The organism is Elioraea thermophila (ex Habib et al. 2022), assembly GCF_003336755.1.
Classification (GTDB): domain Bacteria; phylum Pseudomonadota; class Alphaproteobacteria; order Acetobacterales; family Acetobacteraceae; genus Elioraea; species Elioraea thermophila.
This window is the reverse complement of record NZ_QMDI01000002.1, coordinates 550,793-564,091: the sequence shown is the minus strand read 5'-3', so window position 1 is coordinate 564,091 and position 13,299 is coordinate 550,793. Positions and strand designations below refer to the sequence as shown.

The window sequence follows — 13,299 nt, the reverse complement described above, 5'->3', positions numbered from 1 at the left end:
ACGCTGTCGATTCGGAACGGTGCGTGTGCAGAACGGGTCAGATTGCCGCGGCGTACCCGCCGTCCACGGGGATGGCGGCGCCGGTGACGAAGCCCGCCTCGCGGGAGGCGAGAAAGACGGCGATGCCGCCGAGGTCCTCCGGCAAGCCCCAACGGCCCATCGGCGTGCGGGCGAGCACCTTCTCGTGCAGACCGGGCACCTGGTCGCGCGCGGTGCGGGTGAGGTCGGTGTCGATCCAGCCGGGCAGGATGGCATTGGCGGTGATGCCGTCCGCCGCCCAGGCGACGGCCAGGGATTTCGCGAGCTGCACGATGCCGCCCTTGGCCGCGCCGTAGGCCGGGGCGAAGGCGGCGCCGAACAGCGAGAGCATGGAGCCGATGGCGATGACGCGGCCGCGCCCCGAGCCCTTCAGGGCGGGGTAGGCGGCACGGGCGCAGAGGAAGGCGCTGTCGAGATCGGCGGCGAGCACCGCGCGCCACTCCTCGAAGCTCATCTCCTGGGCTGGCTTTCGGATGTTGATTCCCGCGTTCAGCACCAGGATGTCGAGGCGGCCGAAGCGGGTGAGGGTGGTTTCGATCATGCCTTGCACCGCCGCCTCGTCGGTGACGTCGGCGATCACCGCCGCGGCGCGGTCGGCGAAGGCGGCAAGCGCCGCCGCGTTCTTCGCGTCGTTGCGGCCGGCGATCATCACCGCCGCCCCCGCCGCGTGCAGGGCGCGCGCGATGGCAAGCCCGATGCCGCCATTGCCGCCGGTGACGAGGGCGACGGTGCCGGCAAGGTCGAAGGGGCGGCTCACGACGCCCTCGCGCGGTCCATCATGGCGACGAAACGGTCGAACAGGTGCCGCGCGTCCGAGGGGCCGGGGCTCGCTTCGGGGTGGTACTGCACCGAGAAGGCGGGCCGGTCCTCGCAGGCAAGCCCTTCGTTCGTGCCGTCGAACAGCGAGACGTGGGTAACGCGCACGGTTTCGGGCAGGCTTTCGGGGATCACCGCGAAGCCATGGTTCTGCGAGGTGATCTCCACCCGGCCGGTGGCGAGCTCCTTCACCGGGTGGTTGGCGCCGCGGTGGCCCTGATGCAGCTTGCGGGTCTTGCCGCCGAGAGCAAGGGCAAGCAGCTGGTGGCCGAGGCAGATGCCGAACAGGGGAATGCGCCGCTCCAGCACCGCCCGGATGGTCGGCACCGCGTAGGCGGCGGTCGCCGCCGGATCGCCTGGACCGTTGGAGAGGAACACCCCATCGGGCGAGAGGGCGAACACCTCCTCGGCGGTGGCGGTCGCCGGCAGTACGGTGACCCGGCAGCCGGCGGAGGCGAGGCTGCGCAGGATGTTCCGCTTCGCCCCGTAGTCGATGGCGACGACGTGGAAGCGCGGTGCCTCGTGCCGCCCGTAGCCGGCCGGCCACGCCCACACCGTCTCGTCCCAGGCGTAGCGCTGACGCGTGGTGACCTCGAGGGCGAGATCCATCCCCTCAAGCCCCGGCCAGGCGCGCGCCTGGTCTGTCAGGGCGTCGAGGTCGAAGCGCCCGTCGGCCGGGAAGGCGAGCACTCCGTTCGGCGCGCCCCCGAGGCGGATGCGACGCGTGAGCGCCCGGGTGTCGATCCCGGCGAGGCCGGGCAGGCCCTGGGCAGCGCACCACTCTGGCAGCGACCGCGCCGCACGCCAGTTCGAGGGCGGCGTCGGCTCGTCCTTCACCACCAGCCCGCGCGCGAAGGGCGTGGTCGCCTCGATGTCCTCGGCATTGGCGCCGACATTGCCGATGTGGGGAAAGGTGAAGGTGATGATCTGGCCGGCGAAGGAGGGGTCGGTGAGCGTCTCCTGGTAGCCGGTCATGCCGGTGGTGAAGCAGACTTCGCCCACGGCGGTGCCGTGCGCGCCGAAGCCGCGGCCCCAGAAGACGGACCCATCGGCCAGCACGAGGGCGGCGGTGGCGCCGGGCGGCGGCGCGTCAACCGCCGGGGCGGGGGGCGTCTCGCTACCGGGCATGTCGGTCAGCGTAAGCCCCGTTTCCTTCAGGATCACCGGCCAGTGGCGGGAGGGAATGGCGCGCGCCTGGCGCCATTTGCGCACCGCTTCGACGGTGACGCCGGTCAGGGAAGCGGCGCGCTCGGCGCCGCCGAGCCGGTCGATGATCTTGTCCACGCTGGCCATGGCCGGCGGGTAGCGGAAATTTCTTCCCGCCGCAAGAAGGACGGAGAGGGCGGGAAGGAATTTCCGGGAAACTCAGCCCCCGCCACGGCGGATGTCGCGTCCTGACGCAACTCGACTATAGTGTGCGGCTCGACCGAACACGGGGACCGACGATGGGCCTGCGCGAGCAGTTCATGGAAGCGCTGAAGGCGTCGATGAAATCGGGCGACGCCGCCACCACCTCGACGATCCGCATGATCCTCGCCGAACTGAAGAAGGTGGACATCGAGGCCCGTCCGCGCGGAGTTGAGAAGGTGGAGGATGCCGAGATCCTCGCCATGCTGCGGCGGATGGTGAAATCCCGCCGTGAGAGCATCGAGATGTATCGGCAAGGCGGTCGGCAGGACTTGGTCGACAAGGAAGCGGCGGAGATCGCGGTGATCGAGCGCTTCCTGCCGCCCGAGCTCGAGGGCGAGGCGCTAGAGGCGGCCGTGCGGGCGGCGATCGGCGAGACCGGTGCGGCTTCGGTGAAGGACATGGGCAAGGTGATGGCGGCGCTGAAGGCCAAGCACGGCGGTGCCCTCGACATGGCCAAGGCCGGACCGGTGGTGAAGGCCGCCCTCGGGGGCTGACGGGTCGGGATGGCCCTGCCGCCCGCCTTCCTCGACGAGCTGCGCGCCCGCATTCCGCTCGGCGCGCTGATCGGTCGGCGCGTGCGGCTCACGCGCGCGGGGCGGGAGCTCAAGGGCCTTTGCCCGTTCCACGCCGAGAAGACCCCCTCGTTCCACGTTGTCGAGGACAAGGGGTTCTTCCACTGCTTCGGCTGCGGCGCGCATGGCGACGCCATCGGCTTCCTGATGCGGGCGGAGGGGCTCTCCTTCATGGAGGCGGTGGAACGTCTCGCGGCGGAAGCGGGGCTCGCCGTGCCGCGCCCCACGCCGGAGGCGGCGGCGGCCGCCGAACGCGCCGCTTCGCTGAGCGCGATCGCCGAGGCCGCCGCTGAGGCCTTCGCCCGCCGTCTGCGCCTGCCTGAGGGCCGCGCGGCGCTCGCCTATCTGCACGAGCGTGGCCTGATGGACGAGACGATCGCCCTCTTCTCCCTCGGCTGGTCGGGCGAGGGGCGGGGGGCCCTGCTCGCCGACCTGCGCCGGCAGGGGGTGACGGCGGAGCAGTTGGTCGCGATCGGGTTGATGAAACAGGACGAGCCGTCGCGACCGGCAGTCGATCTCTTCTTCAACCGCGTCATGTTCCCGATCCGCGACCGGCGCGGGCGGGTGATCGGCTTCGGTGGCCGGGTCCTCGGGGAGGGGCAACCGAAGTATCTGAACGGCCCCGAAACCTCGCTCTTTGTCAAAAGAAAGACGCTCTACGGTCTTGATCTTGCGGCAAAGGCGATCCGCTGCGGGGCCTCCGCCCTGGTCGTCGAGGGCTATCTCGACGTGATCGCGCTCCATCAGGCGGGCTTCGGTGGCGCGGTCGCTCCCCTCGGCACCGCACTGACCGAGGAGCAGCTCGCCGAACTCTGGCGCCTGTCGCCCGAACCGGTGCTCTGCTTCGACGGCGACGCCGCCGGCGCGCGCGCCGCGCTGCGGGCGGCCGAGCTCGCCCTGCCGCTGATCGGGCCCGGCCGCAGCCTCGCCTTCGTCTCGCTCCCCGCCGGCGAGGACCCGGACAGCCTGGTGCGACGACGCGGGCCCGACGCGTTCTCCGTCATCCTCTCCCGCCGGCGCAGTCTCGCCGACCTCCTGTACGAGACGATCGCCGGCGAGCCAGGGCCGACGCCCGAGGCGCGGGCGGCGGCGCGGCGGCGGCTCGAGGAGCTGGCGGGCAGGATCGGCGATCGCACCCTACAAGAGGAGTATCGACGCCACTTCCGCGATCGCTGGTATGCCGAGCTGCGGGCGAAGCGAACCGTCGGCCCGTTGCGGGGGGTGGCGCCGCGTCCCGCTCGTCCCCCGCTCGCGCCGGCGCGCACTCGGGCGCTGCGGGAAAGGTCGCTCATCGCCCTCATTCTCGCCCACCCCTGGCTGCTCGCGGAAGCGGAGGAGGCGTTGGCGGCGGAGCGGTTCTCCGCCGCGCCGCTCGAGCGCATCAGGGCCGCGCTGGTCGCAAACGCGGGCGAGATCGCCGCCCTTGATCCCCCGAGCGTGATCGACCACTTGCGCGAGTCGGGACTGGGCGACGCGCTCGAGGCCGTGCTCGCGAAGGGTTTTTCCGACTTGCCGCAGACCACCTTGGCCGGGGCCACACCGGACGAAGTGCGCACGGCCTTCCTCGCCGGCCTGCAGGCGCTCGACCCCGGCCGTCTCGAGCAGGATCTCGCCGAGGCGCGCGCCCGCCTCGCGGCCGAGTTCACCGAAGAGAACGTCCGACGCCTGGCGCGGCTGGTCGAGGCGCGCGAGCGGCTGTTGGCCGAGGAGCATGCGCCCTGAAGCGGCCCGGACGAGGCCCGAAGCGGGCGAAACCCAACCCGTAGAGTAGGGGGCCCCGTGTTCCCCCGAACCGTGAAACCGCATTCGAGGTGACCCGAATGGCGAAGCCCACCACAACCCCGACCGCAGAGCCCGCCGCCGAGGACGTCGCCGAGCAGGCCCTGCTCGACAGCCAGTCGGCCGCCGTCAAGAAGCTGATCGCGCGCGGGCGCGAACGCGGCTACGTGACCTACGACGAGATCAACGCCGCCCTCCCGCAGGGCCAAGTCTCCTCCGAGCAGATCGAGGACACGCTCGCCCAGCTGAACGAGCTCGGCATCAACGTCGTCGAGTCCGAGGAGACCGAGGACCCGGAGGCTCCGCCTGCCAAGGCGATCAAGGCCGAGGAGGACGAGGACGAGGAGGGGTCGGGCGGCAACGTCGACGAGGCCGAGCTCGGCCGCACCGACGACCCGGTGCGCATGTACCTGCGCGAGATGGGGCAGGTCGAGCTCCTTTCGCGCGAGGGCGAAATCGCCATCGCCAAGCGGATCGAGGCGGGCCGCGAGATGATGATCGGCGGCCTCTGCGAATCGCCGCTCACCTTCAAGGCCATCGTCGCCTGGCACGACGCCCTGAAGGAAGGGCGGATGCTGCTGCGCGACATCATCGACCTCGAAGCCACCCACGGCGCGGGCCAGACCCCGGAGGAGGGGGGTGGCCCTCCGGTCGAGGAGGCGGAGGACTTCGACGAGGACGAGGCCGCACTCTCGCTCTCCGCCCTCGAGGAGAAGCTGAAGCCCGAGGTGCTCGCCACCTTCGAGGCGATCGCCGCCGCCTACAAGAAACTCGCCAAGCTGCAGGAGGCGCGCCTCAAGACGCTCTCCGAGGGGGGCACGCCCTCTACCCAGGCCGAGAAGAAGTACGCCAAGGCCAAGGAGGAGGTGGTCGAGCTCGTCAAGAAGGTCCACCTCAACAACGCCCGCATCGAGCAGCTCGTCGAGGAGCTGCGCGAGCTCAACCAGCGGCTCACCCAGTACGAGGGCCAGCTCCTGCGGCTCGCCGAGAGTGCCAAGGTGAAGCGCGAGGAGTTCCTCGAGCAGTATCGCGGCCACGAACTCGACCCGGGCTGGCTCGAGCGGGTGGCGACCCTCTCCAAGACCTGGAAGGCCTTCGCCACCAAGCACGGCGAGGAGGTGGAGGCGATCCGCGCCAAAATCGCCGACATCGTCAACGAGGTGCACCTGCCGGTCGGCGAGTTCCGCCGTGTCGTCACCACCGTGCAAAAGGGTGAGCGCGACGCGGCACGGGCGAAAAAGGAGATGATCGAGGCCAACCTGCGCCTCGTGATCTCCATCGCCAAGAAGTACACCAACCGCGGGCTGCAGTTCCTCGACCTGATCCAGGAAGGCAACATCGGCCTGATGAAGGCGGTGGACAAGTTCGAGTACCGCCGCGGCTACAAGTTCTCGACCTACGCCACGTGGTGGATCCGGCAGGCGATCACGCGCTCGATCGCCGATCAGGCGCGCACCATCCGCATCCCCGTGCACATGATCGAGACGATCAACAAGCTGGTGCGCACCTCGCGCCAGATGCTGCACGAGATCGGGCGCGAACCCCAGCCGGAGGAGCTCGCCGAGAAGCTCGGCATGCCGCTCGAGAAGGTGCGCAAGGTGCTGAAGATCGCCAAGGAGCCGATCAGCCTGGAGACGCCGATCGGCGACGAGGAGGACAGCCATCTCGGCGACTTCATCGAGGACAAGAACGCGGTGATCCCGCTCGATGCGGCAATCCAGTCGAACCTGCGCGAGGCGACGACGCGCGTGCTCTCCACCCTCACGCCCCGCGAGGAGCGCGTGCTGCGCATGCGCTTCGGCATCGGGATGAACACCGACCACACGCTCGAGGAGGTCGGGCAGCAGTTCAATGTCACGCGCGAGCGCATCCGCCAGATCGAGGCGAAGGCGCTGCGCAAGCTGAAGCACCCCTCGCGGTCGCGCAAGCTGCGCAGCTTCCTCGACGACTGAAAAACCGGCGGGGGAAGGGACACGTCCCTTCCCCCTGCACCCCCATCCCGGGAGAGGGGTGCGGGGAGAGGGCCTATCGGCCCTTTCCCCGCCCTTTTAAGTTGGATCCCTCAGCACGCGGTAGACGGCCGGGATCACCAGCACCGTCAGCAAGGTGGAGGAGATTAGGCCGAACATCAGGCTGAGCGCGAGGCCCTGGAAGATCGGGTCGGCGAGGATGAAGGCCGCCCCGATGATCGCCGCCGCCGCGGTGAGCAGGATCGGGCGGAAACGCACCGCCCCCGCCTCGAGCGCGATCGCGCGCACGCTTCGCCCTTCCGCCGGGGTGTGCCGGATGAAATCGACGAGCAGGATCGAGTTGCGCACGATGATGCCGGCGAGCGCGATGAAGCCGATCATCGACGGAGCGGTGAACGGGGCCGAGAATAACCAGTGCCCGCCCACCACGCCGATGAAGGTGAGCGGGACGGGAACGAGAATGACGAGCGGAACCCGGAACGAGGAGAACTGCCCGACGACGAGGGCGTAGATTCCGAGCAGCGCCACACCGAACGCGATCCCCATGTCGCGGAAGGTGACACGCGTCACCTCCCACTCGCCTTCCCACAGCAGGGCTGGGCGCGAGGCGTCCAGCGGCTGCCCGGCGAGGCGGATTTCGGGCACGGCGCGACCCTCGGCGGCCATCTCGCGCAACGCGTCGCGCACCGCGAGCATGCCGTAGATCGGCGCCTCGAAAGCGCCCGCGAGCTCCGCGCTCACCATCTCGGCAGGGAAACCGTTGCGGCGGAAGATCGGGAACGACGCGCGCTCGACCTCGATGCGCACGAGATCGCCGAGCTCGACGGGACCGTTACGACCGGGGACCGGGGTGGCGAGCAGACGCTCCGAGACGAAGAGCTCGCCTTTCGGCAGGCGCACGGTGATCGGCAGCGGGTTGCGGCCCTCGCCGCGGTGCGAATAGCCGATGGTCTGTCCGCCCAGGAGAACCCGCAGCGTGTCGTAGACGGCCGCTTCCTCCACGCCGTGGAACTCGAGCTGATCCGACAGCAATCGGATGCGCAGCCGCTGGCCGGGGTCGGCGAGGGTGTCGTCGAGATCGACCAGGAACGGCACGCGCGCGAAGGCCTCGCGCACGGTGCGCGCCGCCTCGCGGCGGGCCTCGGTGTCGGGGCCGTAGATTTCGGCGAGAAGCGTGGCCAGCACCGGCGGCCCCGGCGGCACCTCCACCACCTTCCATCGCGCGCCCTCCGGCCAGGCGACGTCCTTCAGCCGCTCGCGCACCTCGAGCGCGATGTCGTGCGAGGTGCGCGACCGCTCGGCCTTCGGGGTGAGCCGAATCTCGAGGTCGCCCTGGTTCGGCGCCTGGCGCAGGAAGTAGTGGCGAACGAGGCCGTTGAAGTTGAACGGCGCTGCGGTACCCGCGTGCGCGGTGACGGCCACCACCTCGGGCACCGCGCGCAGGCGGTCGGCGGCGGCGAACAGAACCCGCTCCGTGTCCTCGACCGAAGCCCCACCGGGCAGGTCGACGACGACGGAGAGCTCCGATTTGTTGTCGAACGGCAACAGTTTCACCGTCACGTCGCGGGTGACGAAGAGCGAGAGCGAAGCAAGCGTCGCGATGCCGACGGCGAGCAGGAAGGCCCAGGCGCGAAGCTTGGTTTCGATCAGGGGCGCGGCCACCGCGCGATAGGCGCGGGAGAGGAAACCAGGGCCGTGGTGCTCGGCGCTCGCCGGCGTGCGGCCGGAAAGCTTCACCATCAGCCACGGTGTGAGAATCATCGCGACGAAGAAGGAAAAGAGCATCGCCCCCGAAGCGACCGCCGGGATGGGCGCCATGTACGGGCCCATCAGCCCGGAGACGAACATCATCGGCAGCAGCGCGACGATGACGGTGAGGGTGGCGATGAGCGTAGGGTTGCCGACCTCGGCCACCGCATCGATCGCCGCCTCGATGCGCGACCGCCCGTCCTTCATCGCCCAGTGCCGGTCGATGTTCTCGACCACGACGATCGCGTCATCGACCAGGATGCCGATGGCGAAGATGAGCGCGAACAGAGAGACGCGGTTCAGCGTGTAGCCGAGGATCCAGGCACCGAACAGGGTGAGCAGGATGGTGACCGGGATGACGACGAAGGTGACCATCGCCTCGCGCCGGCCGATGGCGAGCCAGATCAGCGCGACGATGGAAAGGGTGGCGAGCCCGAGATGGAACAGGAGCTCGTCCGCCTTTTCCTGCGCGGTCTCGCCGTAGTCGCGCACCACCTCGGCGACGACGCCGGGCGGAATGACGTTGCCGCGCAAGGCCTCGAGGCGGTCGCGCACGGCATGGGTGAGCACGACGGCGTTCGCGCCGGGTCGCTTCGCGATGGCGATGGAGACCGCCGGCTGGGCGGTCCAGCCGTCGCCCACGCGCGTCAGTTCCCACACCCGCGCCTCGTCGGGTCGTTCGCTGATCGCGATGCGGGCGACGTCGCCGACATAGACCGGCCGCCCGTCGCGCGTCGCGATCTGCAGCAGGCCGACATCGGGGATGCCCTGCAGCGTCTGCCCGCCGTGCACGGGAAGCGTGGCCCCGCCCTCGCGCACGATGCCGATGCGGAACGAGCGGTTCGCGCCCGAGAGCTTATCGACGAGCTGATTGAGCGTGATGCCGAAGCGCGCGAGGGCGGCGGGGTCGGGTTCGACGACGATTTCGGGGGGCGAGCCGCCGACGAGGTAGGTGAGGCCGACATCGGGCAGCTTGACGAGCTCGGAGAGCACGCGGTCGGCGAGTTCGCGCAAGGCGGACCCGGTCCAGCGCGGATCGCGCGGGTCGGCGGCACGCAGCGTGACTACGGCGACGGCGACGTCGTTGATGCCGCGCCCGACGATCAGCGGTTCGGGGATCCCCAAGGGGATGCGGTCGAAATTGGCACGCACCTTCTCGTGCACGCGCAGGATGGCGTCGTCGAAATCGGTACCGACGAAGAACCGCGCGGTGACGATCGCACCGTCGTCGCGCGAGGAGGAGTAGACGTGCTCCACGCCCGGAATGCCGAGCACGATCGCCTCGAGCGGGCGGGTGACGAGCTCGACCACGTCGGGGGCGGAGAGCCCGTCGGCACGGACGTGGATGTCGATCATCGGCACCGAGATCTGCGGCTCCTCCTCGCGCGGGAGCGCGACGAGCGCCATCAACCCGAGCGCGAGTGAGGCGAGCAGCAGAAGCGGCGTGAGCTTGGAGGCGATGAAGGCCTTGGCGAGGTGGCCGGAGATGCCGAGCGGGATCCGGCTCATGGGCGCAGCACCACGTCGCCGGCGCGAAGGCCCGAGAGGATCTCCCGCATCACCACACCGGCCCGGGCGTGCGCAGGGCCGGTCTGCACCGGCACGGTCGCTCCGCTCTCGAGGCGCACCAGATCCACGCCGGCGCCACGGATGAGGAACGCTTCGGGGATCAGGATGGTTTCGCGGCGATCGCCGACGATGGTGACCTCCACCCGTTCGCCGACGAAGAAGTCGCCCAATCCCGCCACTTCGGCATCGGCCACCACCTGGCCCGCCTCGAGTCGCGGATAGACGAGCACGATTCGGCCTTCGCCGAGTGCCGCACCCTCCTTCGGCGCGAGGCCCCGCGCGCCGACGCGCACCGGGTCGCCCGCGCGCAGGAACCGCGCGTGGCGTTCGGGGATCCGCAGGCGGAGCACGTAGCGATCGGTGGCGATGGTGGCGATGGGTTCTCCGGGCATCACCACCGCGCCGGTAACGGCGTGCACGGCGAGCACGCGGCCCGCTTGCGGGGCGAGCACCTCGCCTTCGCGCATCTGCTGGTCCACCACCGCCCGTTCGGCGCGTACGGCGGCCGCCTGGGCGTCGATCACCTGCACGGCGGTCTCGGCCTCATCGAGCCGGGCCTGGGTGGCGGCCCCCGTGAGACGGAGCTGGCGGGTGCGCTCGAGCTCGAGCTGGGCCTGGCGGCGCTGCGCGGCGAGGGCATCGAGCCGGGCGTCGAGGGCGGCGCGCTGCAGGCCGAGCTTGGGGTCGGCGACGAGGGCGACGACCTCGCCCGCCGTGACCGCATCGCCTTCGCGAATGGCGAGACGGTCGAGCGTGCCGGCGATCCGGGTGCGCGCCTCGACGGTGCGGACGGATTCGACGGTGGCGAAGACGGGCTTGAGGTCGTCGACGGTGGTGGGGGCGACGACGAGGCGGTCCTGGGCGAGGGCGGGGGTGGCGGCGAGGGCGAGGAGGGTGAGGGCGGTGACGAGGCGGGGCGCGGGCATGGGCGGCTCCGGATTGTCTTCGGAGCAGTGAAGGTAATCCGGAGCGCCGGTTCAAGCCCGCGCCGCGGGGGGCAGCCCCGCGAGGGGGAGGGGGTCAGGCCCGCCGCAGCCCGGCGGCGGCAAGGCCGAGCAGGGCGACGGCGAACAGGGGCAGCGCCGCCGGGGCGGGAATGGGCTCGGGCCGCGGGTTCGGATCCGTCGTCCGCTCGACGATGAAGCCCTTCAGCCAAAGGTTGGGCAGGTTCGCGAAGTTCGGATCCGAAGCCAGGTAGCCGGCCTCGCGCGCGTCGTTCCAGCCGCCCGGAAGTGGAGATGTGGGGTCGGGTCGCCAGACGAGCTGCAGGTAGTCCTCGCCGTTGGCGTCGCCGAACGGGAAAGAGCTGTTGTTGTCAGGTTGGCCAGAACCCCAGTTGGTGAACGACCAGGGCTCGCCCGTGACCCACGTCCATGTGCCTTCGCTCTCCGCATCGGTGCCGCCGAGCCACCAGGAGCCGCGGAGCGTCTCGTTGAACGGACTGCTGCCCCCGAAGAGGGCGGAGTTGACGAAGAGCTGCTCGCCGGCGCTGGTGATGGTGGCGAGGTCGCCGCCGAACTCCGTCTGCGCTCGCGCGCGCGCCGCGGTCCAGCCGCTCGTGCTGTCCTCGACCAGTCGGTACCAGTTGCCCGTCGCTCCGGGCCCCGTCCACTGCACCCAGGCGGCCTGCGCCGCACCGACGGACAGCACCATCGCGGCGGCGACGGCCATGCCGGTGATCGTTTTCGTTCTCATGCCGACCTCCCCCAACCGGAACGAAACCCCCAGACGCGAAAAAGGTATCGGACCGGACGGATCAGCGCCATCGACGCGGAGTTGCAACCGTATGAGAGAGTTCCCCCTGCCGTTGGCGCAGTCCTCCGCGCCGAGCCCCGCGTCGGTCGCAGGCGTGACCCGTGCCGTCGCCGCTTCCACGGTCGCAGGCCAACGGCGAGCCTCGCCGCGTGTTGCCGCTCGCCATTCTCCTTCCGTTCTTCGCCCTGATCGCGCTCGGCTGGCTGCTCGGCCGCGGCGCTCTCGCCGACGCACGGGCGCAAACGGGGCTTCGGCTGTTCGTCCTCTACGCCGCCCTGCCGGCGTTCCTGTTCCGCTTCGTGGTCGAGGCCGCCGCGCCGCCGGCCTCGGCGCTTCTGGCCCCTCTGGCCTATCTCGCCGCCACCTTGGTCTCGGGTCTGATCGTCGCCGGCTTGGCGCCGCGGGCGCGGCGGCTTGCCGCCATGGGCTCGGTGTCGGCCAATGTCGGCTACATGGGCCTGCCGGCGATCGCGGTCTCCCCGCTCGGGGCCGATCCGGCGGCGGTGGGGGCGGCGATCGCCGTCTTGGTCGCCGACGTGTTCGTGGTGATGAACGCGAACATGGTGCTGCTCGCCTCGGGCGGGCTGCGTGCCGGGCTGCGGGCGGTGATGCGCGCGCCGCTGGTGTGGGCGACGGCGGCGGGGCTTGCCGTGCGCCTCGCCGCCTTGCCCGTGCCGGAGCCGCTCTCACGCCTGGTCGCGCTGCTCGCCGGCGGCGCGATCCCGGGGGCACTCATCTCGCTCGGCGCCGCGCTCGCCTCGGGGGCGGGGGCGCTGGCGCTCTCACCCCTGCGGCCGGTGATTGCTGCCCTGCCCGGCAAGCTCCTGCTGCACCCGGCCCTTGCCTGGGCGGCGGTGAGCGCCCTCGGCCTGCCCCCCGGCGCAGCGAGCGCGGCCGTGCTGATGGCCGCCACCCCGACCGCGCTCAACCATTTCCTGATCGCGGCCGCCGGTGGGGCGGACGCGCGCGCCGCCGCCGCCCTCTGCCTGTGGACGACCATCGGCGCCCTGCCCACGCTCGCCGGCTGGAGTGCGATCCTCGCTCAGGCATAGTGGGCGGCGGCGTTCTTGGCGGCTTCCGCCCGCCTGATGCTGTCCAGGATTAGCCGTTCGGCCACCTCGGGCCCCGCCCACTCGCCAAGGCTCACTTCCTTGCCCTTCTCGAGATCCTTGTAGTGCTTGAAGAAGTGGGCGATCTGCTCCGTCAGGATCGCGGGCAGGTCGCGGAACGACTTCACGCCCGTGTAGAACGGGTGAAGCTTGTCCACCGGCACGGCGAGGATCTTCTCGTCCGGCCCCGCCTCGTCGCGCATCATCAGCACGCCGACGGGGCGGCAGCGCACGATGCAGCCGGGCACCAGGGCGGCTTGCGTGACGATCATCACGTCCATCGGGTCGCCATCCTCGGCCAGCGTGTGCGGGATGAACCCGTAGTTGCCTGGGTAGTACATCGCGGTGTGCAGGAAGCGATCGACCATCAGCGCCCCTGACTCCTTGTCGAGCTCGTACTTCACCGGCACCCCGCCTTGGGGGATCTCGACGATGACGTTGATGTCGGTCGGCGGGTTGCGGCCGATGCTGATGCGGCTGATGTCCACGACGGGATCTCCTCGGCTTGCTCGGCCGCCCATCTAGCGGAAC

Annotated in this window: 10 protein-coding genes; 4 read left to right on the top strand and 6 right to left on the bottom strand. The window is 70.6% G+C overall.

Translation table 11 applies throughout. The features are described from left to right. Window positions 1-37: 37 nt before the first annotated feature. Window positions 38-796: an SDR family NAD(P)-dependent oxidoreductase gene (locus DWB05_RS04525; protein WP_114375430.1), complete on the bottom strand. Its 759-nt coding sequence runs from the start codon at window positions 794-796 to the stop codon at window positions 38-40. Continuing rightward, window positions 793-2,148, bottom strand: coding sequence for a glutamine-hydrolyzing carbamoyl-phosphate synthase small subunit (gene carA / locus DWB05_RS04520; protein ID WP_114375427.1), 1,356 nt, complete (start codon window positions 2,146-2,148; stop codon window positions 793-795). The genes DWB05_RS04525 and carA overlap by 4 nt, the downstream gene beginning before the upstream one ends. 152 nt (window positions 2,149-2,300) lie before the next feature. Between carA and DWB05_RS04515 the strand changes: the two genes are divergently transcribed. The 3 genes from DWB05_RS04515 to rpoD all read left to right on the top strand — a co-directional run bounded on the left by DWB05_RS04515 (window position 2,301) and on the right by rpoD (window position 6,568). Further along, window positions 2,301-2,759 carry a GatB/YqeY domain-containing protein gene (locus DWB05_RS04515; protein WP_114375425.1) on the top strand — a complete coding sequence of 153 codons (459 nt, stop codon included), beginning with the start codon at window positions 2,301-2,303 and terminating at the stop codon, window positions 2,757-2,759. Window positions 2,760-2,768: 9 nt separating this feature from the next. Continuing rightward, window positions 2,769-4,559 (top strand): DNA primase, encoded by a 1,791-nt coding sequence (gene dnaG / locus DWB05_RS04510; protein WP_114375423.1) that lies wholly within the window; start codon window positions 2,769-2,771, stop codon window positions 4,557-4,559. A gap of 98 nt (window positions 4,560-4,657) precedes the next feature. After that, a complete protein-coding gene (rpoD, locus tag DWB05_RS04505; RefSeq protein ID WP_114375420.1) occupies window positions 4,658-6,568 on the top strand; it encodes an RNA polymerase sigma factor RpoD in 1,911 nt (636 codons plus the stop codon). Window positions 6,569-6,664: 96 nt separating this feature from the next. Here the strand turns inward: rpoD and DWB05_RS04500 are convergent, their stop codons facing one another. The 3 genes from DWB05_RS04500 to DWB05_RS04490 form a co-directional block, all read right to left on the bottom strand. Then, on the bottom strand, window positions 6,665-9,844 hold the full coding sequence (locus DWB05_RS04500; protein ID WP_232818382.1) for an efflux RND transporter permease subunit: 3,180 nt from the start codon (window positions 9,842-9,844) through the stop codon (window positions 6,665-6,667). Then, window positions 9,841-10,830, bottom strand: coding sequence for an efflux RND transporter periplasmic adaptor subunit (locus tag DWB05_RS04495; RefSeq protein ID WP_114375417.1), 990 nt, complete (start codon window positions 10,828-10,830; stop codon window positions 9,841-9,843). The genes DWB05_RS04500 and DWB05_RS04495 overlap by 4 nt, the downstream gene beginning before the upstream one ends. 94 nt (window positions 10,831-10,924) lie before the next feature. Next, on the bottom strand, window positions 10,925-11,599 hold the full coding sequence (locus tag DWB05_RS04490) for a lectin-like protein (protein WP_114375415.1): 675 nt from the start codon (window positions 11,597-11,599) through the stop codon (window positions 10,925-10,927). 209 nt (window positions 11,600-11,808) lie between these two features. Between DWB05_RS04490 and DWB05_RS04485 the strand changes: the two genes are divergently transcribed. Continuing rightward, the gene (locus DWB05_RS04485) at window positions 11,809-12,711 is read left to right on the top strand and encodes an AEC family transporter (protein ID WP_114375413.1); all 903 of its coding nucleotides are present in this window, start codon (window positions 11,809-11,811) and stop codon (window positions 12,709-12,711) included. On the opposite strand, the gene ppa is transcribed toward DWB05_RS04485, so the two are convergent. Further along, window positions 12,702-13,256 (bottom strand): inorganic diphosphatase, encoded by a 555-nt coding sequence (ppa, locus tag DWB05_RS04480; RefSeq protein WP_114375411.1) that lies wholly within the window; start codon window positions 13,254-13,256, stop codon window positions 12,702-12,704. The genes DWB05_RS04485 and ppa overlap by 10 nt on opposite strands. Window positions 13,257-13,299: the final 43 nt, after the last annotated feature.

Excerpts from the sequence above, each read along its gene's own strand:
- DWB05_RS04490 (WP_114375415.1), bottom strand. The coding sequence starts at position 11,599 with ATGAGAACGAAAACGATCACCGGCATGGCCGTCGCCGCCGCGATGGTG.
- DWB05_RS04500 (WP_232818382.1), bottom strand. The coding sequence starts at position 9,844 with ATGAGCCGGATCCCGCTCGGCATCTCCGGCCACCTCGCCAAGGCCTTC.
- DWB05_RS04495 (WP_114375417.1), bottom strand. The coding sequence starts at position 10,830 with ATGCCCGCGCCCCGCCTCGTCACCGCCCTCACCCTCCTCGCCCTCGCC.
- DWB05_RS04515 (WP_114375425.1), top strand. The coding sequence starts at position 2,301 with ATGGGCCTGCGCGAGCAGTTCATGGAAGCGCTGAAGGCGTCGATGAAA.
- rpoD (WP_114375420.1), top strand. The coding sequence starts at position 4,658 with ATGGCGAAGCCCACCACAACCCCGACCGCAGAGCCCGCCGCCGAGGAC.
- dnaG (WP_114375423.1), top strand. The coding sequence starts at position 2,769 with ATGGCCCTGCCGCCCGCCTTCCTCGACGAGCTGCGCGCCCGCATTCCG.
- carA (WP_114375427.1), bottom strand. The coding sequence starts at position 2,148 with ATGGCCAGCGTGGACAAGATCATCGACCGGCTCGGCGGCGCCGAGCGC.